Annotated in this window: 23 protein-coding genes; 11 read left to right on the top strand and 12 right to left on the bottom strand. The window is 63.8% G+C overall.

Annotated elements, in window-relative coordinates:
• Positions 1-107: 107 nt before the first annotated feature.
• Both purB and ABEA23_RS08200 read left to right on the top strand, forming a co-directional pair.
• A complete protein-coding gene (gene purB, locus ABEA23_RS08205; protein WP_345477569.1) occupies positions 108-1,541 on the top strand; it encodes an adenylosuccinate lyase in 1,434 nt (477 codons plus the stop codon).
• A gap of 123 nt (positions 1,542-1,664) precedes the next feature.
• Positions 1,665-2,090 (top strand): VOC family protein, encoded by a 426-nt coding sequence (locus ABEA23_RS08200; protein ID WP_044493326.1) that lies wholly within the window; start codon positions 1,665-1,667, stop codon positions 2,088-2,090.
• Here the strand turns inward: ABEA23_RS08200 and ABEA23_RS08195 are convergent.
• Positions 2,068-2,796, bottom strand: coding sequence for a Pr6Pr family membrane protein (locus ABEA23_RS08195; protein ID WP_345477568.1), 729 nt, complete (start codon positions 2,794-2,796; stop codon positions 2,068-2,070). The two genes, ABEA23_RS08200 and ABEA23_RS08195, sit on opposite strands and share 23 nt — an antisense overlap.
• 68 nt (positions 2,797-2,864) lie before the next feature.
• On the opposite strand from ABEA23_RS08195, the gene ABEA23_RS08190 reads away from it, so the two are divergent.
• The 4 genes from ABEA23_RS08190 (at position 2,865) to ABEA23_RS08175 (ending at position 7,368) form a co-directional block, all read left to right on the top strand.
• On the top strand, positions 2,865-4,352 hold the full coding sequence (locus tag ABEA23_RS08190; protein ID WP_345477567.1) for an alanine/glycine:cation symporter family protein: 1,488 nt from the start codon (positions 2,865-2,867) through the stop codon (positions 4,350-4,352).
• A 102-nt stretch (positions 4,353-4,454) separates the two neighbouring features.
• Positions 4,455-5,132, top strand: coding sequence for a response regulator transcription factor (locus tag ABEA23_RS08185; RefSeq protein WP_345477566.1), 678 nt, complete (start codon positions 4,455-4,457; stop codon positions 5,130-5,132).
• Complete coding sequence (locus ABEA23_RS08180) at positions 5,129-6,505, top strand: HAMP domain-containing sensor histidine kinase (protein WP_345477565.1); 1,377 nt, start codon at positions 5,129-5,131, stop codon at positions 6,503-6,505. The genes ABEA23_RS08185 and ABEA23_RS08180 overlap by 4 nt, the downstream gene beginning before the upstream one ends.
• A 50-nt stretch (positions 6,506-6,555) precedes the next feature.
• Positions 6,556-7,368 carry a MerR family transcriptional regulator gene (locus ABEA23_RS08175; RefSeq protein WP_345477564.1) on the top strand — a complete coding sequence of 271 codons (813 nt, stop codon included), beginning with the start codon at positions 6,556-6,558 and terminating at the stop codon, positions 7,366-7,368.
• Positions 7,369-7,479: 111 nt separating this feature from the next.
• Here ABEA23_RS08175 and ABEA23_RS08170 read toward each other — a convergent pair whose 3' ends face one another.
• Together ABEA23_RS08170 and ABEA23_RS08165 are read right to left on the bottom strand one after the other, a co-directional pair.
• Entirely contained in the window at positions 7,480-8,361 is an 882-nt protein-coding gene (locus ABEA23_RS08170) for a manganese catalase (RefSeq protein WP_345477563.1), read from the bottom strand.
• 272 nt (positions 8,362-8,633) lie between these two features.
• On the bottom strand, positions 8,634-9,500 hold the full coding sequence (locus ABEA23_RS08165; protein ID WP_345477562.1) for a SurA N-terminal domain-containing protein: 867 nt from the start codon (positions 9,498-9,500) through the stop codon (positions 8,634-8,636).
• 160 nt (positions 9,501-9,660) lie between these two features.
• Between ABEA23_RS08165 and ABEA23_RS08160 the strand changes: the two genes are divergently transcribed.
• From ABEA23_RS08160 to ABEA23_RS08145, 4 genes are read left to right on the top strand one after another with little or no spacing between them, the layout of a single operon-like run.
• On the top strand, positions 9,661-10,860 hold the full coding sequence (locus ABEA23_RS08160; RefSeq protein ID WP_345477561.1) for a pyridoxal phosphate-dependent aminotransferase: 1,200 nt from the start codon (positions 9,661-9,663) through the stop codon (positions 10,858-10,860).
• On the top strand, positions 10,860-11,858 hold the full coding sequence (locus ABEA23_RS08155) for a YdcF family protein (protein WP_345477560.1): 999 nt from the start codon (positions 10,860-10,862) through the stop codon (positions 11,856-11,858). The genes ABEA23_RS08160 and ABEA23_RS08155 overlap by 1 nt, the downstream gene beginning before the upstream one ends.
• Positions 11,859-11,871: 13 nt before the next feature.
• Positions 11,872-12,162, top strand: a complete 291-nt coding sequence (locus ABEA23_RS08150; protein ID WP_345477559.1) for a hypothetical protein — start codon at positions 11,872-11,874, stop codon at positions 12,160-12,162.
• A 41-nt stretch (positions 12,163-12,203) separates the two neighbouring features.
• Entirely contained in the window at positions 12,204-13,532 is a 1,329-nt protein-coding gene (locus tag ABEA23_RS08145; RefSeq protein WP_345477558.1) for an SLC13 family permease, read from the top strand.
• Between the two features lie 22 nt (positions 13,533-13,554).
• Here ABEA23_RS08145 and ABEA23_RS08140 read toward each other — a convergent pair whose 3' ends face one another.
• The gene (locus tag ABEA23_RS08140; RefSeq protein WP_345477557.1) at positions 13,555-13,983 is read right to left on the bottom strand and encodes a DUF3817 domain-containing protein; all 429 of its coding nucleotides are present in this window, start codon (positions 13,981-13,983) and stop codon (positions 13,555-13,557) included.
• 13 nt (positions 13,984-13,996) lie between these two features.
• Positions 13,997-15,334, bottom strand: a complete 1,338-nt coding sequence (gene rlmN / locus ABEA23_RS08135; protein WP_345478649.1) for a 23S rRNA (adenine(2503)-C(2))-methyltransferase RlmN — start codon at positions 15,332-15,334, stop codon at positions 13,997-13,999.
• A gap of 171 nt (positions 15,335-15,505) precedes the next feature.
• On the opposite strand from rlmN, the gene ABEA23_RS08130 reads away from it, so the two are divergent.
• The gene (locus ABEA23_RS08130; protein ID WP_345477556.1) at positions 15,506-16,411 is read left to right on the top strand and encodes a PhzF family phenazine biosynthesis protein; all 906 of its coding nucleotides are present in this window, start codon (positions 15,506-15,508) and stop codon (positions 16,409-16,411) included.
• A gap of 2 nt (positions 16,412-16,413) precedes the next feature.
• On the opposite strand, the gene ABEA23_RS08125 is transcribed toward ABEA23_RS08130, so the two are convergent.
• From ABEA23_RS08125 to ABEA23_RS08095, 7 genes are all read right to left on the bottom strand, one after another.
• Positions 16,414-17,433: a siderophore-interacting protein gene (locus tag ABEA23_RS08125; protein ID WP_345477555.1), complete on the bottom strand. Its 1,020-nt coding sequence runs from the start codon at positions 17,431-17,433 to the stop codon at positions 16,414-16,416.
• Complete coding sequence (locus ABEA23_RS08120; RefSeq protein ID WP_345477554.1) at positions 17,433-18,479, bottom strand: iron-siderophore ABC transporter substrate-binding protein; 1,047 nt, start codon at positions 18,477-18,479, stop codon at positions 17,433-17,435. Before ABEA23_RS08120 ends, ABEA23_RS08125 begins: the two co-directional genes overlap by 1 nt.
• A 75-nt stretch (positions 18,480-18,554) precedes the next feature.
• Complete coding sequence (locus ABEA23_RS08115) at positions 18,555-19,394, bottom strand: ABC transporter ATP-binding protein (RefSeq protein WP_345477553.1); 840 nt, start codon at positions 19,392-19,394, stop codon at positions 18,555-18,557.
• Between the two features lie 2 nt (positions 19,395-19,396).
• Positions 19,397-20,482: a FecCD family ABC transporter permease gene (locus ABEA23_RS08110; RefSeq protein ID WP_345477552.1), complete on the bottom strand. Its 1,086-nt coding sequence runs from the start codon at positions 20,480-20,482 to the stop codon at positions 19,397-19,399.
• Positions 20,479-21,552 carry a FecCD family ABC transporter permease gene (locus tag ABEA23_RS08105; RefSeq protein WP_345477551.1) on the bottom strand — a complete coding sequence of 358 codons (1,074 nt, stop codon included), beginning with the start codon at positions 21,550-21,552 and terminating at the stop codon, positions 20,479-20,481. The genes ABEA23_RS08110 and ABEA23_RS08105 overlap by 4 nt, the downstream gene beginning before the upstream one ends.
• A 152-nt stretch (positions 21,553-21,704) precedes the next feature.
• A complete protein-coding gene (locus tag ABEA23_RS08100; RefSeq protein WP_345477550.1) occupies positions 21,705-22,919 on the bottom strand; it encodes an Acg family FMN-binding oxidoreductase in 1,215 nt (404 codons plus the stop codon).
• Entirely contained in the window at positions 22,909-23,658 is a 750-nt protein-coding gene (locus ABEA23_RS08095; protein WP_345477549.1) for a TetR/AcrR family transcriptional regulator, read from the bottom strand. Before ABEA23_RS08095 ends, ABEA23_RS08100 begins: the two co-directional genes overlap by 11 nt.
• Positions 23,659-23,664: the final 6 nt, after the last annotated feature.

Below are 23,664 nucleotides of genomic sequence, written 5' to 3'. Positions count from 1 at the left end.
TTCTCAGGATTATTCTGCGTGTCGAAGGAGCCCCGCACTGCCTGGGGAAAACTCAGCGACCCGGCAGTGGACGCACAGTGACCGCCGCCCGTGGAAGAATTGCCCTCATGACTCGCACTGCTGCTGACTCCGCTGCCCAGGACCGTGTCTCTCTCGCTGCCGCGCAGCCGCTTATTGCGCTTGGCGCGCTGGATGGGCGCTACCGCACCGCCGTCGCCCCCTTGGTGGATCACCTCTCTGAGGCTGCTTTGAACCGCAACCGCATCCACGTTGAGGTGGAGTGGTTCATCCACCTGTGCCAGCAGCAGGTACTGCCAGGGCTGCCGCAGCTGAGCCAGGAGCAGATCAGCGGCCTGCGCGAGACTGTCACCAGCTTCGGCTCCGAGGAGATCGCAGAACTTGGCGCGATCGAGGCCGAGACCGTCCATGATGTAAAGGCGGTGGAGTACTTCATCGCTCGCCGTCTGGAGCCGCTGGGCCTGGGAGATCTGACACCCCTGGTGCATTTCGCCTGCACCAGTGAGGACATCAACAACCTCTCCTATGCGGTGGGTATTCGCGACGCCGTCGAGCAGGTCTGGCTTCCTGCGGCACGCACTGCACTTGCCGGACTCTCCGAGCTGGCGCAGCAGGCCGCTGAGGTGCCGATGCTCTCGCGCACCCACGGCCAGCCTGCTACCCCATCGACTCTGGGCAAAGAGATCGCGGTGTTCGTACACCGGCTGAACCGTCAGGTGCGCCGTATTGAAGCCCAGGAGTATCTGGGCAAGATCAATGGAGCCACCGGCACCTACGCCGCGCATCTGGCTGCAGCGCCTGAGGCGGATTGGCCCAGCATTGCGCAGTCCTTCGTGGAGAAGCTGGGACTGACCTTCAACCCGCTGACCACCCAGATCGAATCCCATGACTTCCAGGCCGAGCTCTATGCGGATATCGCCCGTTTCAACCGGATTCTGCACGGTCTGTGCGTGGATGTCTGGAGCTACATCAGCATCGGGTTCTTCCGCCAGATCCCGGTGGCCGGCGCGACCGGGTCCTCCACCATGCCGCATAAGGTCAACCCGATCCGCTTCGAGAACGCCGAGGCGAACCTGGAGATCTCCAATGCGCTGCTGGATGCTCTGGGGGCAACTCTGGTGGAGTCCCGCTGGCAGCGCGATCTCACCGACTCCTCCGGACAGCGCAATATCGGCACCGCCCTGGGGCATTCGGTGCTGGCGCTGAGCAATGTCACCAAGGGGTTGAAGCAGCTGGCTGTGGCCGAGGACGTGATTGCGGCTGATCTGGATGCCAACTGGGAGGTCCTCGGTGAGGCGATCCAGACGGTGATGCGCGCTGAGGCGATCGCCGGTGTTGAGGGCATGGAGAACCCGTATGAGCGACTGAAGGAGCTGACCCGCGGTCGCCGTGTGGACGCCGAGAAGCTCAAAGAGTTCGTCGGCGGACTCGGCCTGTCCGAGGAGGCGGAGGCTCGCCTGAAGCAGCTGACCCCGGCGCAGTACACCGGTCTGGCCGCGCAGTTGGCCACGCAGTTCAGCTGAGTCCGTGGTGGCCAAGGCTGGCGGGTCTTCCGCTGCCGAGGAACATCGTTCAGACTGAGCGCGGGCGGGGATGTCCGAGCCGGCGTCGTCGTCCCTTCTTCCGCTTAGATGAAAGGCAGCACGATGGCACTTGGAATGACCCCCTACCTGCAGTTTCCCGGCACCGCTCGCGAGGCGATGACCTACTACGCCTCCGTTTTCGGCGGCGAACTGGACCTGCTGACCTATGAGGCCGGACTCGGCGACGACAGCGAGAACAAAGACCGGATCATGCACAGTTCGCTCTACCTAGAGCGCGGTGCTCACCTGATGGCCGCCGACCTCTTTGAGGGTATTGCCGGCAACGGGCTGGGAACTATTGCTCTCAGTGCCAGTGAGGACAGCCCCGAGGAGAACGCGCGGATCGCCTCCTGGTGGGAGAAGCTCTCCCCCGACTCGGAGATCTCGATCGCCCTGGAGCCCGCCCCCTGGGACCCCAACGGCAAGTTCGGTCAGCTCAGGGACAAATTCGGCGTGGAATGGATGTTCATGGTCGGGCCCACCGAGTGATGCCGCGGTCGACTGCCCACATCAGGAGGGCCAGCACCAGGTACACACCTAGGATGCTGACAACATAGGTCCACACACCGGGATAACCCATACCGGGCACATCCAGAATCGTGTACGGATACCAGTCCAAGAATGGGCCGCGTCCCAGGGTCACCGCCAGCCAGGTCAGCGGGATCACCATGGACAGTCCCACGACCAGTGGGCGCAGCCGACCGTGCGGACCGAAAATCAACCACACCAGCGGGGCCAGGACCGGCACCAGCAGATGCAGCACCGTGTCATTAAAGAGCCGCACCCCGGTGAGTGCACCGTCCCCGCGCAACAGCAGATTGAACACCACCCCGGTGATGATCACGCACACCACCCCGGACAGCCGCACCACCTGGAACAGCTGCGAGTCCCATCTGATGCGCACCGCGAGCATGACTGAGGTGAGACAGACCATCAACGCCGACAGCACCGTGAAATAGGCCGGTTGATTGACCAAGTGATCCCAGCCCGCAGTGAATCCCCCGGCGTAGCCCACCCCGTCGGGTAGGTCAGAGTCGACTGTCCAGCCCAAATATGCGGAACTGGCGAGCCCGGCACCGCTGAGCAGAGCAACCACCGCGTGGGCGACTCTGGCTGCCATCCCGTGCTGCCAGGCCAATCCCGAGCCCACAGCGTCGTCGGAGAGACGCGCCTGCGCAGATACCGCTTCGCCCACCGGGACCTCCCCAAAAAATGCCTGTGTGAGATGTTCTTTACCTCACTGTAACGATTAGGGTCATCTCTATGACTATGGAATCGGTCCTAGAGACCATTGGGAGCTTTGAGGAGGCGGCATGGAATCTTGTGGGCATCCCCGTGATTATCATCGTCGCCATCTACCTGACCATCCGCACCGGCGGAGTCCAGATCCGGCACCTGCCGGATATGCTGCGCAGCATCACCGATAAGGCCCAGAAGGACGAGAACGGGCGCACCCGCAGCCTGTCGGCCTTCCAAGCATTTACCGTGACCACCTCCGCGCGCGTGGGCACCGGAAACATCGCCGGCGTGGCAGGTGCAATTGCCATGGGCGGACCCGGAGCCATCTTCTGGATGTGGATCATGGCCATCTTCAACTCGGCCGCATCCTTCGTGGAGTCCACCCTGGCCCAGCTGTACAAGACGCGCCGCTTCGACACCTATAAGGGCGGCCCGGCCTACTACATCCAGCGCGGCCTGGGATCGCGCTCCGGAGGCATCGTCTTCGCGGTGATCTTCATCTTCTGCTTCGCCTTCAGCTTCACCTCCCTGCAGGCCAACACCATTGTTGACGCCGTCACCGGTGCCGCCAGCGAGTTCGGCATGGAAGACACCACCGCCCTGGTGTGGATCCTGGCCATTGTCCTCACTGCTCTGACCGGCATCATTGTGGTGGCCGGGCTGCGCCGAGTCGCCCAGGTGACCCAGAACGTGGTGCCCATTATGGCCATCCTCTACATCCTGGTGGGCCTGGTGGTCGTGGCGATGAATATCGACCAGCTCCCCACCGTGGTCGCGCTGATCTTCGGTGAAGCGTTCAACTTCCAGGCTGCTGCCGGCGGTGCCTTCGGCGCGATGATCATGGCCGGCATTCAGCGCGGCATGTTCTCCAATGAGGCAGGCATGGGCTCAGTGCCCAATGTCGCGGCCACCGCGGATGTCTCCCACCCGGCCAAGCAGGGTCTGGTGCAGACCCTCGGCGTCTATCTGGACACACTGATCATCTGCTCGGTGACGGCGTTCATCATTCTGTTCACCTTCCCGGACACCACTGTGGACGCGAACCTGGGTGCAGAACTGACACAGTCTGCACTGGTGGCGAACTTCGGCAGCTTCGGTGCGATCCTGCTGGCGGTCATCATCTTCCTGCTGGCTTTCACCTCCGTGCTGGGCAACTACTCCTTCGGCGAAGCCAATATCCTGTTCATCTCCAGCTCTGAGACGCTGCGCAAGATCTACGCAGTCGCACTGACCGCTGTGGTCTTCTTAGGTGCGGTGATCTCGGTGGATCTGGCCTGGACCATTGCCGGGGTGACGATGGTGATCCTGGCAATGTTCAACCTGCTGGTGATCATGGAGATGTCCGGCACCGCGGTGAAACTGCTCAAGCACTACCAGGCGCAGCGCAAACAAGGCCTGGACCCGGTGTTCCTGGCCTCGGATATGCCGGAGCTGCGGAATGTGGAGTGCTGGACCGAGGAGGATATGAAGGACTACCTCGCGGCCCAGAGACAAGCTTCTACCGCAAGCTGAGCCGAACATGACGACGACGGCGGCCCCGGGACTCTCCAACACTGGAGGCTCCCGGGGCCGTCGTCTTAGCGAGCTCTTAGCAAGCGCGAGGATAATGCGGCTATGCGGATACTGCTGGTGGACGACGAACAGGCGCTGCTGCGTTCAGTAGCGCGCTCCCTGCGCTTTGAGGGGTACCACGTGGTGCCTGCCTCCAGCGGCGAAGAAGCCCTGGAGATGCTGCCGGTGGCCACACCGGATGCAATAGTGCTCGATGTGATGATGCCCGGCCTTGATGGTCTCGCGACCTGCCGGGCCCTGCGTGCAGCCGGTGACCGCACCCCGGTGCTGATGCTCACTGCCAAATCTGAAGTCGGTGACCGGGTGGCAGGGCTGGATGCCGGAGCCGATGACTATCTGGTCAAACCCTTCGCCTATGAGGAACTGCTCGCTCGGCTGCGGGCCCTGCTGCGCCGCTCCGGTGGCAGCGAGGCGGACCAGCCGCTGACGTTTGGTCCGCTGCAGCTGGACCCGGCCGGCTGGCAGGTCAGCGCCGCTGGGCAGCCGCTGGAGCTCACGCGCACTGAGTTCGCACTGTTGGAGATCTTTATGCGTCACCCGCGGCAGGTGCTGACCCGCACCCAGCTCTACGATGCTGTGTGGGGCGGGGAGCTGGATGAATCGTCGAACTCACTTGATGTCTATATCGGATACCTGCGCCGGAAGCTGGAGCAGCGCACCGGCGAGCGGCTGATCCACACCGTCCGCGGCATCGGCTATGTGCTGAGGCAGCCCTCGTGACCCTGCGCGCCCGGCTGACCATGCTGACCGCCGCCGCGGTGGCGCTGGCTATCATCGCTGCAGCCGCGGTGGCCTGGCTGCTGGTGCGCTCCTCCATGATGGACGAGGTTGATGAGGAACTATTAGCTCGCTCCCAGCAGGTGGACCGTATCGCTGCAGCCGCCCGGGTACCCGGTGGCGGGTCACAACCGGAGCTGCAGCTTGTGGAGATGGTCCAGGCTGACCCGGTGGGGGTCCAGGTCATCGATGCCAACGGCAGCACCTATCAGGTGACCTTCGAGCCCCTCACCAGCGCCCTTGAAGGGGCTCAACTGCCCGAGCCCGGACCTCCGGGTCAGCCACAGCTTCAGACCCTACGGTTGAGCGGGGAGAGCTACCGGGTGCTGACCCACAGCGCGGCGGACGGGCACAGTGTGCTGCGGCTCTTTCAACCGCTGAATACCGTAGAGGCCACCCTGGACTCGGTCGCGTGGTCGCTGACCGGCACAGCGCTGGCGGGGATTGCGTTGGCCGCAGTGCTGGGCTGGATGGTCTCGCGGACCGCACTGCGGCCGGTGGAGAGGTTGGTGTCTGCCACCGAGCAAGTGGCCGCCACCCAGGACTTGAGTCACCGGATCGACGTCGAGGCCGGATTGAAAGATGAGATCTCCCGACTGGGGGCCTCTGTGAACCAGATGCTCGCGGCCCTGGAACGAGCCCGCGGTGAGCAGCGGGAACTGGTGGAGAACGCCAGCCACGAACTGCGCACCCCGCTTGCGGTGCTGCGCAATGACCTGGGACTGCTCACGAAATCGGAGGAGGACCCACAGCGCGGGCTCAGCCGGCAGGATCGTGCTGAGCTGATGCAAGACCTGGACGCCCAACTGGTGGCCCTGACTGAAGAAGTCAGTGGCATCATCACCTTAGCCAAGGGCGACCAGCATGATGAACCCTCCCAACAGACGGAGGTGTCCGAGCTGATCAGCCGCGCTGTACAGCGCAGCAAGAGAGTGAACCCGCTGGTGGCAGTGGAGGTCCACGCCGAACCCTGCACCACGGTGGTCCACCCCGCTGCGTTGGAGCGTGCGGTGGCGAATCTGGTGCGCAACGCCCTGCAGGTCAGCTCCCCCAACAGCATCGTCACCGTCCGTCGGATCCAGCAGGAACAGGAGGTCGCCGTCGTGGTGGAAGACAATGGCCCGGGCCTGCAGGAGGATGAGATCCCCCGGCTCTTCACCCGGTTCTTCCGCGGATCAGCCGCCCGGCAGCGGCACGGATCCGGCCTGGGGCTGGCGATCGTCGCGCAGGCCGCGGCGCTGCACGGCGGTAGCGCTGAAGCCGCCAACAGGGCCGACGGCGGGTCCCGTTTCACTCTGCGCTGGCCGCGACGTTGACCTTGACGCTGCGTTGACCTTGACGCAGCGTCAACCTCTACGGTGATGCTATGAGCTCCTCTCCACAGCCCCGGCGGCGAGAATGGTCGATCCAGGAGATCGCCCGAATCACCGGAACAACCAGCCGTACCCTGCGTCATTATCATCAGCAGCGCCTGCTGGAGCCCAGCAGAATCGGTCATCAGGGTTACCGGTATTACGACGGCGCTGCTCTGCTGCGCCTGCAGCGCATCCTGCTGCTGCGGGAACTGGGCCTGGGACTGCCAGCCATCAAGGAAGCCCTCAGCGCCAGCGATCCGCAGGCACCGGAGGCTGACCAGCAATCCCATGTCCGGGTGTTGAGGACTCATCTGCACTTGCTTAAGGAAGAGCAGCAGCGACTGGCGCGACAGATCGCGTCAGTGCAGCACACCACCAGCACAGTAGAGAAAGGCGGAGAACTCATGGCCAAGGACATGTTCGACGGTTTCGACCACACCGTTTACCAGCGCGAGGTCAGCCAGCGTTGGGGAGTAGACGCTTGGCAGCGCAGCAATACCTGGTGGGAGGCGAAGTCCGGTGCAGAGCGTCAGACATGGATGACCGAGGTGAAGGCACTCAACACAGCCTGGGTGGAGACCTGGGAATCAGGGGTGGGGGCGACGTCGTCCGCAGCCCAGGATCTGGCAGCCCGCCACGTGCAGTGGCTCAGCGGTGTACCGGGCACACCGGCCGCCGCCGGAGGTCAGCAGTTGAAGGAGTACGTGTTGGGGCTGGCTGACCTATATGTCAGCGATGCACGCTTCGCCGCGAACTACGGCGGCACCCAAGGCGCGGAGTTCGTGCGCGAGGCCCTGGCCAACTGGGTGCAGAATAACTGCTGATACGCATGCAGGCTGAGCAGCCTAGAGCGGTGTGAAACCTGCAGAATCAGTGCCAGGTATGAGCAAGGAACGCAGGTTTCACACCGCTCGCAGACAACGCGACTTCGAAGGCTACTCCTTCTTCAGCTTGTCCTGGACTGCGCCCGCTGTCTTCTCCACGATGTTCGGCATATCAGTAGTGCCGTAGAAACGAGAGTCAGGGCGGGTAGGAGGCGGCATGGGGACGCCGTCGGGAGGGGTGGCCACGTAGGTGAACTCGCCCAAACCATCGGGGGCAGGACCCGAGGCCCAGGAGCCTTCCTGCATATGCTCGCCGTCGCTGAAGTTGATGGCCTGGTAGGAGAACTCCTGTGCTTCTTTGGACTTGGGGAAATTGCTGGGAACCGGCATCTCCTCAACGCCCTCCGCTTGCAGTTCGCGCGCTGCCGCCAACCACTGGTTCTGATGATGGGTATCCCGTGCCAGGAGGAAGGAGAGCAGGTCCCGGACCCCGGGATCATCAGTCATGTGATATAGCCGAGCCACTTGAGTACGGCCTTGCATCTCCGCACTGATGTTGGAGGTGAAGTCCGCCAGCAAGTTGCCGCTGGCGGTCACGTAACCGGCGTTCCACGGGTTACCGTTACTGTCCACTGGGCGCGCCCCGGCGCCAGCGACAACTGCCTCCTGGACATCTGTGCCGCCCACAATGGCCGCCACCGTCGGGTCATCCTGAACAGCGTCTTCGGTGATGCCCTGCGGAGCTTTCTCCAGAAGTTGGGCCACCATGGTGGCGAGCATTTCCACATGCCCGAACTCCTCGGCAGCAGTGCTGAAGAGCAGGTCACGGTATTTGCCTGGGATATGGGCGTTCCACGCCTGGAAGCTGTACTGCATGGCCACGGTGATCTCACCGTACTGACCACCGATCAACTCCTGTAATTTTCGGGCGTAGACAGCGTCGGGTTTCTCCGGTGTTGCTTTGTACTGCAGGGTCTGTTTGTGCAAAAACATGGATTCCTCCGAATAGGGAGGGTCACGGCCGGCTCGTGCCCGTGGATATGCGGTGCTTGGTAGAACGGACGGTGCTTCAACGCACTGTGCTTGCTGCAGCACTTGCCAAACTACTCCGGAGCCACGGCGCGAACAATACTCTGCACCCGGGAAGTCCCCCTACATTCCCTGGACGAACGCCCTGGTCAGCGGCCGAAGGCCCCGGGCTCGACATCTCCTGCATCAAGCCCGGGGCCTGCCCGGTCGATCCGCGAAGGATCACCCTTGTGGGATCACAGGTGGATCTGCACGTCAGCATCCTCGCGCATCTGGTCAACGTGCGCTGTCGCAGCCTCGTTCTGCTTCTGCGCCGTCAGCTGCTCCTCGATCTGGGGGCGCAGCTCCTCCAGGGAAGGCGTCTCTGGTGCTTCAGCATCGCCTTCGCCCTCGCCTTCCGGAGGCGCAGGCTGGCCGGCGGTGAAACCGTCATAGGCCTCCTGGACCTCTTCATCAGTGGGCTCATCCACCTCGAGGGACTCAATGACGTGAGTGATCTTCAGCTGCCGCTGTACATCGGCCCGCAGCTCGTCCTCCTCGGTGCCCTGCTCCTGAGCCATCTGCATCAGCTCATCCGTTGATTCCATCCCGTTGGCCTCGGCGAGCTCCTGAAGTTCAGCATCAACCTCTTCCTCGCTGGGCTCATAGCCATCTTCCTCGGCCTGCTGCACCAGCAGCTCTGCACCGATGAGACTGTTGAGGACCTGATCCTGAAGCTGTTCCTCGTCGATTTCCTGGCCAGACATCTGCGCCTGCATGGACTGCTGCATGAACTGAGATTCGTACGCAGTGCGGTAGTCCTCACCGGAGATTTCCGCGTCATTGACCTCTGCCACTACCTCCGGGACATCACCAAGATCCGGCTCGGGCATCTCCGGTGCTTCTCCTTCGCCACCTTCGGGGCTGCCCTCATCCTGCTGGGGCTGCTCCTGCGAAGCCTCGTTGGCGGCGGCGTCCTCGGCGTTATCCTCCCCGGAGTTATCACAGGCCGAAAGCCCGAACAGCAGAGCGACAAGAGCCGCGGTGGTCAGCACCTTCTTCTGCACGGTGTTCTTCTGCGCTGTGTTCTTCAGAATAGGGTTGTTCAGATCGGGGTTCTTCATACCCAGCTCCTCCTTCAACGGTGTGCTCAAACGGTGAGCGAACCGGCACCGTAGCACTCTCACCGCAACGCAAGACCCAGCTGCAGTCCAGCCCAGCTTCAGGCAAAGGTATCCGCGCATGTCAGGACCGCACTATTGCGTGCCGGTTAGGCTGGGAGGTATGCACCCGTCGCGCCGCTCTGAGGTTCCTGGTTTTGAAGTCATGCGCATTCTCGGGCGCATCGAAGAGTTGCGCGAGGCGGGCCGGGACATTATCTCGCTGACTGCCGGGGAGCCTGGCTCTGGTGCCCCGGCCGCCGTCAACGATGCCGCGGCTGGTCTCCACGCCAGTCACACCGTGCTGAACTACTCCCCCGCTTTGGGCATTATGGCGCTGCGCCGCGCCCTGGCTGAGCACTATCAGCGTTGGTACGGGGTGCAGATCCCCGCCGAACGGATTGCCATCACCACAGGCTCCTCCGGTGCCTTCATGCTCAGTTTCTTGGCGACCTTCGACGCAGGCGATCGGGTGGCGTTGGCCAGGCCCGGCTATCCGGCTTATCGGAATATCCTCAGCAGCCTCGATATCGAGGTGGTCGACTTAGACTGCGGCCCCGAGGTGCGTTTCCAGCCGACTGTAGAACAGTTGGAAACGGCACATGCTCAGGGCCGGATCAGTGGGCTGATCCTCGCTTCCCCTGCCAATCCCACCGGCACCATGATCAGCCGGGATCAGCTTCAGAAGCTTAGCCAATGGTGTGCCGAACACGACGTGCAGCTGATCAGCGATGAGATTTACCACGGCATTACCTACGGTGAACCGGCAGTCAGCGCATTAGAAACCGGCGATGACGCCGTGGTGGTCTCCTCCTTCTCCAAATACTGGGGGATGCCCGGCTGGCGGCTGGGCTGGGCGGTGCTGCCCGAGCACCTGGTGGACCCGGTCTCGAGACTTGCCGGCAATATCGCCCTCTGCCCGCCACACGGCAGCCAGCTGGCGGCAGTGGAGGCCTTCAGCACTGAGTCACTGGACTTCGCCGCATCCCAGGTAGCCGGCTACGCTGCTGCCCGCCAGGCACTGCTGGATGCCCTTCCAGACCTCGGTTGGGAACAGGTGGCACCAGCCGACGGCGCGTTCTACGTCTACGCCCACCTGGGGCGCCATATGCACCGATGGGGCGACTCCAGCACCTACTGCCAGGCACTGCTGGAACAGGCCGGTGTCGCCGTCGTTCCGGGAACGGACTTTGACCGGGTCACCGGCCATGAATGGATCAGGCTCAGCCTGGCTCCCGGTGCAGCCACGGTGCGCGCCGGGCTGGAGCGGATTATGCAGTTCCACGCCGCCAATCAGAACCCCCGGAAAGACGAGGTCCCCTGATGTGGATGCTGATTCTGGCGCTGCTGTGTTTTGTGCTCTACGCCTGGTTCCACTCCCGGGACCGGCGAATGCTGCGCAACGGAGTGCTGTTAGTCCTTGGCGTCCTGCTGGGGCTGGCCGGCGTGCTGAATCTGCTCTGGGACCATGTTCCGGCGTTGGACTGGATCGTGGCCAAACTCATCCTGGGATCCCTACTCGGTGTCCTCCTGCTGGGGTTGGCGCTGATCGCCAACGGGGTGACGATGGTACGCCGCGAAGGCAGGCGGTTGGCCAACCTCTTATCTCTGCTGGCGGGAATCGCGGTCTTCGCCTCACCGCTGGCGGTCATCAATCTACTCAATGCCAATACCGTCATCACTGTCCCGCTGGCGGTTCTGATCTTCTTCGGCTTCGGATACCTGGGCATCGTATTCCTGATCTTCCTCAGCTACGCGGTGATCTACTCACGCGGCACCCATAAAGTGGCTCCGGCCGCCGTCGTGATTCTGGGGGCTCAGCTCATTGGCGGCAAAGTGCCTCCGCTGCTTCGCGCCCGGCTCGACCGTGCCCTTGAGGTCTACCGCGACGCAGACGATCCTAAACCGCTGCTGATCCCCTCCGGTGGACAGGGGGTGGATGAGTCTCGTCCTGAAGGTGAGGGCATGGCCGAGTACTTGCTGGCTGCCGGTGTCGCTTCCGGAGACGTCAGACCGGAGAACCGGGCAGTCAATACCGAGCAAAACCTGCTGTATTCCGCGCAGATCCAGCGCGAAGCCGGCCGCCCCGGGCCGATGCTAGTGGCGACAAACAACTATCATGTGCTGCGTTCAGCGCTGCTGGCACGCAAACTTCGCCTTGACGCTGAAGTGGTGGGAGCCCGCACCGCGTGGTACTTCGTGCCCAGCGCGTTTCTTCGCGAGTTCGTGGCGATACTGAAAAACCACATCCTGCTGCATGCTGTGCTGTTTACACCTTTCGTGCTGCTGGCGGCCTACTATTTCTTCCTCTACCTGGACTAGATAGGTTGTGAACATGCTCAGCGCGGACACCACCATGAACCCCCTCATCCCGACCGAATGGGAGATCACCGCCCAAGTAGTGGGGCTCATAGGAGTGGGGCTAATGATCTGGGCGATCATCGCGGTGCTCCGTGCCCGAAACCTCACAACCAGCATCCGGCTGGCGCTGGTCCTTGCTGCCGTGTTGGTGCCTTTTCTGGGTCCGGTACTGGCACTCCTAGGCACCCGCTCCCTGCTGCCGAGCCAGAATCGGACTCGGCGCGACGTCCGCGAGCTAGAAACGACATCCCCGGCAGTGAAATAGCTCATAGAACCTGGTGCCGTCAGATGTGATGGAATAACCCGGTGCTCGAACTCTTAAACCCCGTGGTCCTCTCTGTGCTGGTGCTGGTTGTTCTCAGTCTCAGCCGTGTCAATGTCATCATCGCGCTGCTGCTGGCCGCTGTGGTGGCCGGGCTGACCGGAGGGCTCTCCATAGAAGAGACTTTCGGGGTGGTTATCGATGGCCTGGGCGGTCAGGGCGAGACCGCGCTGAGCTATATCCTGCTGGGCACCCTGGCGGTGATGGTGGCTCGATCTGGGCTGACTCGCAAGCTCATCCGAGGTGTCATGCCGTTGCTGCGCGGACCCCGTGCTGCTGTGCTGTTCGCCATTGCCGGGTTGGCCTGCTTTTCACAGAACCTGGTGCCGGTGCACGTTGCGTTCATTCCGATTCTGATTCCGCCTCTGCTGGCGGCCTTCGACAAGATGAAGATCGACCGGCGCGGGGTGGCAGTCGCGCTGACCTTCGGTCTGAAAGCGCCGTATCTGATTGTCCCGCTGGGTTTCGGCCTGATCTTCCAAGGCATCATCGTCGATGCCATGGAAGAGAACGGTATGGAGATCAGCCTCGGCCAGATTCCCCTGGCGATGGCTATCCCGGTTGCCGCTATGGCGGTAGGTCTGTGCATCGCGATCCTGGTGACCTACCGCAAGGACCGCGAATACCTCGACCCGAAACCGCTGGCCCACGATGCCAGCACGTCCTGGGATATGACCGATGCGAACGATCTGAAGTGGCGCCGCGGCGATTATGCGGTGCTCATCGGTCTGGCTGTGACCCTGGTTCTTCAAGTGATGTTCCAGTCACTGGTCATGGCCGCACTGGCCGGGGTGCTGGTGATCTTCGTGCTGCGCGGAGAGCGGTGGACCGACGGCGACCCCATTGTGGACCGCGGTGTGGGCATGATGGGCACCATCGCATTCATCATGCTGGTGGCCTCTGGCTACGCCTCAGTCCTCAACGAGACCGGCGCTGTGGACTCCCTGGTGGCCTCGGCCTCGGAATTCATCGGAGACAGCAAGCTGTTGGCTGCGGTCATCATGATGCTGGTGGGTCTGCTGGTGACCATGGGCATCGGGACCTCGTTCGGCACCGTGCCGGTCCTCGCGGCGATCTTTGTACCGCTGGCCGCTGCGGTGGGCTTCACCCCGCTGGCCACTGCTGCGCTGATCGGTGCCGCCGGGGCCATTGGCGATGCCGGCGCACCAGCCTCTGACAGCACCCTGGGCCCGACATCCGGGCTGAACGCCGACGGTCAGCACCACCACATCTGGGACACCTGTGTGCCCTCGTTCCTGCACTACAACGTGCTGCTGTTCATCGGCGGTGTCACCGCCGCTATGGTGCTCTAGGACACCACCGGCAACGGCTGAATCAGCCCCGCGGTTTCACCCTGCCGCTGCGGGAGTACCAGACTTCCAACGGAATGGTGAACAACGGCGGGACAGCGGCCATCAGCGCCACCGCAAGCTCCCAAAGCTTCCAGCGGAAGGTCCAGGACGTCACTACCACCACTGCGCAGAACACCACGAACATGATGCCGTGCAGCATCCCCCACAGCGGCACCGGGTCATAGGCGGCCTCGGCAATGTAGCGCTGATGCATGCCCCAGAGCAGACCCGCCCAGGTGATGGCCTCAGTAATGGCCACCACGTGAAATGCTGCCCGGATCAGCTTCTGCCAGCCCAGCGAACCCCGCGGTGCACGCAGCGAGGCTCCAGCAGGAGTGACTGCTGGCGAGTTCTCGCTCAGCTCATCCTCAGGTGCGCGATCCGTCGTCGCTGCCGTGTCCGGCGTCGTCATCCGATGTCCTTCCTCAGTCTTCAGCCGCAGCCAGCTGGCCGCAGGCGCCGTCGATCTCTTTGCCGCGGGTATCGCGCAGCGTCGTGGGCACCCCGGCAGCGTTGAGTCGACGCACGAACTCTGCGGTCACATCGGCATCCGATGAGGTCCACACCGAGTTCGGCGTGGGATTCAGTGGGATCGGATTCACATGTACCCAACCGCGGCCGCGTGCGTTGAGCTTCTCGGCCAGCAGATCCGCCCGCCAGGGGTGGTCATTCATGTCCTTGATGAGTGCGTATTCGATCGAGACCCGCCGCCCGGTGGTCTTGTAGTAGTAATACGCCGCGTCAATCGCCTCATCGGCCTTCCAGCGCGAGTTCACCGGGATCAGCTCATCGCGCAGCTCATCATCCGGTGCGTGCAGGCTCAGGGCGAAGGTGATGGGCAGGTTCTCATCGGCCAGCTTCTTGATCGCGGGAACCAGTCCCACCGTGGAGACGGTGATTCCGCGTGCCGACATTCCCAGCCCTTCAGGTGCGGGGTCGATCATCCGGCGCACTGCGCTCATCACGCGCTTATAGTTCGCCAGCGGCTCCCCCATGCCCATGAAGACGATATTGCCCACCCGCTGCGGACCCGTCGGCTGGGGACCGCCGGAGGTGGCCGTGTCCTGGCCCTCGGCGAAATCGGCTTCCTCACCGAGACCGGCGAAGTCCTCTTCGTCGGCCACTTCAGCGGCATTAGGTGCGTCGAGCTCACCAGCGGCAATCACCCGGTTGGCCTGCACGATCTGGTCCACGATCTCTGCGGTGGACATATTGCGAGTCAACCCGTTCTGGCCGGTGGCGCAGAAGGGGCAGTTCATGCCGCAGCCGCACTGGCTGGAGATGCACAGGGTGATGCGGTTGCGGTAGCGCATCAGCACCGACTCCACCAGGGCGCCGTCAAAAAGCCGCCAGAGGAACTTGATGGTGGCGCCGTCGTCGGTCTTCAGCCGGCGGACCTCAGTGAGCAGCGGAGGGAGGAACTCCTCCACCAGTTTCTGACGCTCCGCGGCGGGCAGGTCCGTCATCGCCTCGGGGTCCGTGGTGTAGTGCTGGAAGTAGTGCACAGAGAGCTGCTTGGCGCGGAATCCGGGGATTCCCATCTCCTTGGCCTTGGCGATGCGCTCATCCAGGGTCATATCCGCCAGGTGCTGCGGCGGCAGCTTGACGCGGGGGCCTTGGGCGAACTGCAGTTTGGGGCGGCCCTCGGCGTCAACGGCCTGAGTCCAGCCCTCAGCACGCGGGCGCACCTGCTTCTGCGAACGGTCGGCAGGGGCCGACGACGACGGCGCGGCGGCACCATCCGCTGGGGCCTGACCGGCCATCGTGGCGGCGGCGGCAGTCTTGGGTGCGGAGATACCCGTGCTTTTCTCAGGATTGGTGGGATTCGACATCCTCACCAGTGTCCCACGAATACCACAGCGGAAGAATGCTGGAGACCGTCTCGGCTCATGCAGTGTGCCCGATCCCACGTTGCCAGCGGCACAATAGTGGCTATGACGCATGATTTTCGCCAGGTTGATGTCTTCAGCGATGGTCCCTTCACCGGGAACCCTGTAGCGGTGATCGCCAGCGCCGCGGACCTCACTGATGAACAGATGCGCGCGATCTCACGCTGGACGAACCTCTCCGAATGCACCTTCCTGCTGCCGCCGCGTGCGAGCCAAGCCGACTATCGAGTGCGGATCTTTGCCTTAGAGACAGAACTTCCCTTTGCCGGTCACCCGACGCTGGGCACGGCCCGGGCCTGGTTGGATCTGGGCGGGGTGCCGCAGCGCCCAGGGTTGGTGGTTCAAGAATGCGGCGTCGGGCTGGTCAAGGTCAGAGTCCAGGCTGACCAGCTGGCCTTCCAGGCGCCGCCGCTGATGCGCTCAGGCCCGGTGTCTGCGCAGGATCGGGCAGCCCTGCTGAGGGTGCTCGGGCTCGATGAAGCCCACGTGGTGGATGCAGCCTGGGTGGACAATGGTCCCGGATGGGCTGCGGTCCTGGTCGATAGTGCCGAGACGGTGCTGAGTGTGGTGCCGCAGCCGCAGGCATTGGACGCTGATCACCCGCAGGCCATCGGTGTGGCCGGACTTTATCCGCATGATGTCCACGACGCCCCCGCCCTGGAGGTCCGCGGGTTCTTCCCCGATGGCACCGGTGGTCTGCTGGAGGACCCGGTGACCGGCAGTTTGAACGCCTCGCTAGCCCAGTGGCTGATCAGCAGCGGCAGACTGCGTCCACCCTATGTGGCCAGACAAGGCACGGTGATCGGACGGCGCGGGCGGGTTCTCATCGAGGCGGGCGAGGACCCAGCCGAGGCTTCAGGGACCGAACCGTCTGCGGAGTCACTGTGGGTCGGGGGCCGGGCAGAGGTGCGCATTCGCGGCAGCCTCACAGCCCGCGCTGTGGACGCGTGAGCTCAGGCGCTTTCGCGGCCGTATTTCCAGTAGCCCATAAAGGACACCTGTTTGCGGGAAAGTCCGACCTCTTTGACCAGATAGCGGCGTAGTCCGGCAATCACACCGGCCTCCCCAGCCAGCCAGGCGTACTCGCGGAACCCTTCCGGGGCAGCGGTCTCCCACAGCACGGCGTCGTCATCGAGTTCAGGCAGTTCCTGAGGTGTGCCGGTCAGCGCTCCCACCGGTTCACGTCCGGGTTCCCAGGCGGCGCGCCGAGCGGCGAAGATCTTGGCCCGGCGGATGCCCCAGTCCTGGACGGCGGAGTTCAGGGCCGCACCGTGGCTGGCGCCGTCGCGCGGGAGCCAGTAGATCCGCACACTGGAGCGTGAGGCCACATCCAGGACATCGTCGCTGGTGGGCACCTCCAGGAAGGCCTCGCCGCTGTAGCTTTCGGGGAGGCCCTCGAGAATCGCGCAGATTGCCGGCACCGCGGTCTCGTCACCGGCCAGCATCAGATCACGAGCACTTCCCGGGGTGAAGTCGATGCCGCCGCCGGATTCCTCCGAGCGCCGATCCGGGCCGATGATGACCAGTTCGTCCCCGGGCTCGGCTCCCAGCGCCCAGGCGGATGCAGGACCGGAGTGGTCGTCGTCGTCAATGTGGATGACAAAGTCGATATCCACTTCACGGGCATAGGTGCGGATGGCCCGCACGGTGTAGGTGCGAATCGGATTGCGTTCAGCATCATCAAGCACCCGCCAGGCGGTGTACCACTCCATGATAGTGGCCGGCGGGTCAGCGAAGAGCCCTAATTCGGGCAGGGTCCCATCGGACCGCGGCAGGAACAGTTTGATTCGCTGGTCCCAGGCCACCGGCGAGGCCGCGGCCTCCAAGCCAGTGGTGCCGGTGCCGGCTGGGCCGAAATGCTCAAGGTCCTCGCCGGTGAGGGTGATACGGAGGAACTGCGGGGACAGCCGGACCACCCGCGCCACCTGAGTCAGGTAGGCGCGGGTGGCCGGACGGACAGCGGTCTGCTGCATCAGTCGAGGTTCTCCACTGCCTCGGCCAGCTGCGGGGTCAGCTCCTCAAGCACTAGTTCGATGCTCAGCGGAGAACCGGCACTGAAGGCCATAGATAGATCGGAGTCGCCTTCTAGGAACACCGCGCGGTCCTCCTGGACCACGTCCAGTGAGGAGATCAGCGGGTCAGCCTGCAGCTCTTCCAGGGTGTAGCCGATGGGGTAGAGCACCGCGACATCCGCGTCGAAGATCTCCACCTGCTCCTCAGAAATATCAGCGTAGAAATCCTCGCCGTTATTCAGTTCATCCGCCGGGGCGTACATCTGGAATCCCAGCAGCTCAAGAATGTCCCAGCGCATATCCCCGGAGAGATTCAGTCCGTAGGCTTCACCGAATTTTGAACCGGTGATCGCCTCGACACCTTCAAACTCAGGATGCGCCTCGCGGGCCTCCTCAATCTTGGTGTGGGTTTCTTCGATCAGTTCCGTGCCCTCGGCGGAGAGACCCAGCGCATCGGCGACCAACTGGGTCTGCTTCTCCCAGCCGGGGTTGTAGTTCGCCGCGCCTTCAGGGCCGGAGATGGTGGGCGCGATCTCGCTGAGCCGGTTGTACTCAGCCTCGTCATAGCCGGAATTGACGTTGAGGATCAGATCCGGGGCCAGTGACTGGATATATTCATAATCCAGATCGCCATCAGTGCGCGGAATGACCTCAGGGTCCACGTCGTCAAAGAGATCCGCAGCCCAGGGCCCGACGCCGTGGCTCTCCTCCCCGAAGCTCTGCCAGTCATGAACCGCGATGGGTTCCACGCCCAAGGCCAGGGCGATCTCAGCATCGGACCAGCCCAGGGCTACTACACGCAGTTCGCCGTCTTCGGGCTCAAGCACCTCGGTGGGGCCATACATATGCTCCACCACTGCCAGCACGCCGTCGCCCTCAGCTGCGGGGCTCGCGCTGCCCGCATCGCCCTCGGTGGCGCTGTCACCGTCTCCGCCACCACCACAAGCGGTCAGCGCCAGCGCGGAGGCCGCCATAACGGCGGACAAAGACAGTAGGGGGTTCTTCATAGGTTCTCCTCTTAGGGCAAGGGACTCAGTACAACCGGTGCGAACGGTCACTTGGGCGGGTTCTCGGGGCGGTTCTTAGGCCGCTGCTGCCCGGGGTATCACCAGCGGGCGTCCGGTCTCTGGATCTTCGATCACCAGGGAATCAATGCCGAAGACCTCGCGCACCAGCTCGGCGGTGCCGATCTCCTCGGGCGCGCCCTGGGCGATGATCTGGCCCTCGCGCATGGCGACCAGGTGGGTGGCATAGCGCAGCGCCTGGTTCAGGTCATGCAGCACGGCCACCAGGGTACGGCCATCGCGCTGGAGCTGGGTGCACAGCTCCAAGACTTCGATCTGGTGGGCGATGTCCAGGTAGGTGGTGGGCTCATCCAGCAGCAGAATCGGAGTCTGCTGAGCCAGCGTCATGGCGATCCATGCGCGCTGGCGCTGCCCGCCGGAGAGCTCATCGACGGCGCGGCTGGCCAGCTCGGTGGTGCCGGTGACCTCCAGAGCATGGCGGACTGCAGCCTCGTCCTCGCGGCCCCAGCGGCGCAGCAGACTCTGATGCGGGTGACGGCCGCGGGAGACCAGATCAGCCACGGTGATGCCTTCTGGTGCCAGCGAGGTCTGTGGCAGCAGCCCGATAGTACGAGCCAGCTGCTTGGTGGGCACGGAGCTGATCGCATCGCCGTCGAGCAGGACCTCTCCGGCGGCGGGACGGATCAGCCGTGCCAGGCTGCGCAGCAGAGTGGACTTACCGCAGGCGTTGGGACCGATGATGACGGTGAAGGACTCTTCGGGGATCTGCAGGTTCAGCTCTTTGAGCACGGAGCGCTCGTCGTAACCGCAGGCCAGATCTGCCGCTGCCAGCCGGTGCTCGGTCTGCAGCTGCGGCAGTTCCGCCACTGCCTCCTCGCGGACTTGGGTGATCGTCATTCTCAGATTCCTTTCCTGGCGGTCTGACCGATGCTCATGAGCAGCCAGACGAGATAGGCCCCGCCGAGGATGAGTGTGATGACACCCACCGGCAGGCTGACGGGGATCAAGGGGGTGCGCGCAATCGTGTCGCTGAGGGTCAGCAGCAGGGCACCCATTGCTGCTGAGGGAATGAGCTGACCGGTATGGGAGGAGCCGGCGGCTGCTCCAGCCAGGCGCAGTGCAAGCTGCGGAGCCACCAGCGCGATGAAGGCGATCGGCCCTGCCGCGGCGGTCACTAATGCCACCAGCACGATCCCGCAGAAGAACTGGATCAGCCGGGTACGTTCCAGCTGGATGCCAAGGCCGGAGGCGGCGTCGTCGCCCATTTCCATCAGTTGCATGTTCCGAGCGTTGGCCAGCATCACCGGCAGAGCCACTGCGCCGATCCCCAGCAGCGGCAGGACATGGGACCAGGTGATGTCATTGACGGAGCCCGCGCCCCAGGTGGCCACGGCCATAGCGGCCTCCAGGCGCAGTGTGGTGACCAGGTAGGTGTTCAGCGAACCCAGGAAGATGCTCACGCCGATGCCCACCAGGATGATGCGCAGCCCGGAGACACCGCGTTTCCACGCCAGCAGGTAGACGACGGCGCCGGTGGCCGTGCCGCCCAGGATCGCTCCGAAGGGTGTGGCCCAGACGCCGCTGAAGCCCAGTACGGCGACTAGTAATGCGCCGGTATACGCGCCGGCGGAGAAGCCGATGATGTCCGGGCTGCCCAGCGGGTTACGGGTCTGGGATTGGAAGACTGCCCCGGCAAGGGCCAGGGCGGCTCCGCCGAGAAGTGTGAAGACCACCCGTGGGGCGCGCCATTCCAGAATGACCCTGGAGGTACCTTCATCAGCGGTGCCCAACAGCGCAGCCAGGGCGTCGGAGGCACCCAGCATGGCCGAGCCGCTGATCAGGTTCCACCAGCCCACCATCAACGCCGCCGCCAGCAGCACGAAGGTCATGATCAGGCTGCGGCGCTGGATGCGCAGGCTGAAGGTGCCGCGGCGCAGGGTCCGCGACCCGGGGCCGAAAAGTGGCGGCGCAGTCTGCACGTTCACAGGTTTTTCACCGCCCTCCGGCGGGTCAGCCAGATCAGCACCGGAGCACCGAGGAATGCGGTGACCACTCCTGCAGGAAGTTCGGAGGCCACGACCAAGCGGGCCAGGATGTCAGCGGTCAGCACCAGCACCGGTGCGGCCAGCAGGCTCAGTGGAACCAGCCAGCGGTGATCCGGGCCCAGCAGCATCCGCAGCGCGTGGGGCACCATGAGCCCGATGAAGCTCAGCGGCCCGGCTGCCGCCGTTGCTGCACCGCAGAGCAGGGTCACCGCGGCCAGTCCCGCTACTTTAGTCAGTCCGGGCCGGGCCCCGAGGGCGACGGCGGCGTCATCGCCTAGCGAGATCGCATTCAGCGCCCGCGGCAGCAGTGCGGCGATGAGTGCGCCGATCATCATGAACGGCAGCACCGCGTTGAGCTCATCCCAGCTGCGTCCCTGCAGAGAGCCCGCGGACCAGAAACGCACTTGGTCAAAGACGGTGGGCATGGCCAGGGTGACGGCGTAGCTGAGTCCGCTCAGCAGTGCGCCGATGGCCACACCGGTCAGTACCAGCTTCGCGGAGCTGGCTCCGGCGTAGCCGCTGGTCCCGATCAGATAGACCGCTACGGCGGTGATGAAGGCACCGGCGATGGCCAGCCAGACGTGGGCGAAACCGATGGTCACCCCCATCGTGGCGGAGCCGAAGACCACTGCGGCGTAGGCTCCGGCGTTGACGCCGAGCAGCCCGGGATCCGCCAGGGGGTTGCGGGTCAGAGCTTGCATCAGCACACCGCCCAGTCCCAGGGCTGCGCCTACAACAATGGCCAGCACAGTGCGCGGGACTCGCCGCTCGAGGATCAGCAGTTCTGTAGTGTCCCGGGCACCTGCGGGCAGATCGCCTGCGGCCCACCGGCTCAGTGTGTCGCTGACGGTGCCTGCAGAGATATTTCCCGAGCCCACGAAGAGACTGATCCAGCTCAGTCCCAGCAGAAGCAGCAGACCGCAGCCGACGACGACGAGCCGCCGCGCACCGGCTGATGCCAGCGGCAGCGGCGCAGCATCGGCGCGCGTGGGGGCGGTCTGAGCGGTCACAGTTCCTCGGGTACTATCGACGAATCACAGCCGGCCTGGATTACGCAACATAAGTTTGCCGGAATTTTTGTGAACGTGATTAAGGTACTCCTGCGTTACCAAATGCGCAAACGTTCAGGTCGCGGCACCGCCCTCCTCTAAGCGGTCACAAGTCAGGGTGCTGCAGTGAGCAGAACCTCCTCTACCGCGCGGCGCGGGCTCGGAGGTGCGGCCACTGTGGGGTATCCAATGCGGAAGGTCATGATCGCTTTCCCTGCCCCGGGCAGCAGATCAGCAAGCTCACGATTGAAAACGTCGTCGAGCCCGGCCGATTCCTCCCGGTCCACCCGCTCGAGGACCTGGCACAAAGGCTGCATGGCCAGCCCGTCTCCAGTAGCCATTAAGTGCAGCCGCTGAAAGGTGCGACCGGCAGATAGCCGAGCTGCCACATCATGACCGTCTGCCACCATAATCGCGCCGAACGCAGCGGCGGTGCTGACCTGGGTGTCACGGGTGCCGCGCAGCCAGCCGTCGTGATTCTGCTGCTGCGTCGTAGGCAGGATCTTCGCTGCTCCGCGAATGAATGCCGACTGCCCGGAAGCATCGATCGTGACACCGTCGCGCAGAGTCTGGATATCGTTCCAGTCAGAGCGGTACCAGCGGTAGTCATCAGCGGCCTGATCCGGGTCTGCGATGATCGCCTCGGTCGCCCGGACGGTGATATCGCCGAATGCCTGCCGCACCTCGGGCTCACTCAACCAGACCAATGAGACGGCGTCGTCCTCAGCGGCTCTGCGGTAACGGTCCAGGGTCTGCCGGGGCACGGCCTGGTCAGTGCGGTACGCAGCGCGATCGGTATGCCGCACCGGAATAGCTTTCAAGAGCGGCGAGGCTGCCGCGGAGCTCTCGCGCAGCTCGATATGCGCGATGTGTCCGGGATCAGCGGAATCCGGAACGAGCTCCGCGATGGCCTGCAGGCCAAGTGCAGGTGCAGCGATCATCAGGTTCTCCAGGGCACAGCCCAGTGAGATCTGCTGTTCCCGAAGCAGTGGATCGATGGTCCCGATCGTCCGGCCTGAGTCGGCGAACAGGTCGATGTAGCTGTCCTCCACGCGGAAGATCCAGGGTTGGGTGTTGTGGGCATTGGCAGCCAGGATGGCCGCGCGCACTAAGTCTGCCCGCCCGGTGGGCGCGGGCAGGTTCCACGGCTCATAAGCGGGTCCCGATCCTTCGGCGAATACTCCGTTGTCCGCTGCTCGCCAGGTGAGGGCTCCTGATCCGGCAACGGCAAGTAACCCGGCACCCCCGCCGACCAATCGCAAGAGGTTCCTGCGCGAGAAGTTCTGGGCTTCCGCTGCGTCATCCTGTGTCTGAGATTCATGCTTCATTGCGATCTAGGTCCTTCCAGAGCTGGCGTGCGGCCGGTGACAGGTGTGGCTCCAGGACCGCGAAAACTACATCGAGCTGGGCGGCAACTTTTTCTGGGGAGACTTTTTCTGGCCGGTCAGCTTCCCCGGTGATCTCCAAGAAGGTGAACCAGTTCTCGGTGACCAACCAGACAGCTGCGGTGAGATCTGCCAACGGGGACCTCGGCTGAAGCAGTCCCTGGGCCACCAGCTGCTCCGCTGCTGCAGACCACTGCGCCATGCGGTGCTGATAAGCCTCGCGGTAGACAGCAGCCAGCTCAGAATCTGCGCGAAGCAGTGCCACCAGCTCACGTCCGAAGAACCGGTACCGCCAGGCCAGTTCTCCACCGCGCAGCATCCCCTGGCGCAGGTGTTCAAGGTCTAGGCCCTGGTCTGCGTGACCGCCCTGCTCCCAGTGCAGCGCGTACTGATCGATCATCTCAGCCAGGAGATCCCGGATGATGTCGCGCTTGCCGGAGTAGTGGTAGTAGAGGTTGCCGGGACTGATACCGAGCTCAGCGGCGATGCGGTTGGTGCTCACAGCCGCTGTGCCGTGGTCGTTGAACAGGACACGTGAGGTGTTCAGAATCTGCGTTCTTGTCGCCTCCGATCGAGTGCTTCGGCGCTGCCCCGACCGGGAGCCTTGGGAGGCGGGGCGCGGGGATCGGGACGGTTCGGGGACGGGATTCTGGGAGCTCAGGCCTGCTGAGTTAGAGTTCACACTCTA

The sequence above is a fragment of the Nesterenkonia rhizosphaerae genome, assembly GCF_039544555.1.
Taxonomy (GTDB): domain Bacteria; phylum Actinomycetota; class Actinomycetes; order Actinomycetales; family Micrococcaceae; genus Nesterenkonia; species Nesterenkonia rhizosphaerae.
The sequence above is the reverse complement of the archived record's forward strand: the minus strand, read 5'-3'. Positions and strand labels throughout refer to the sequence as shown.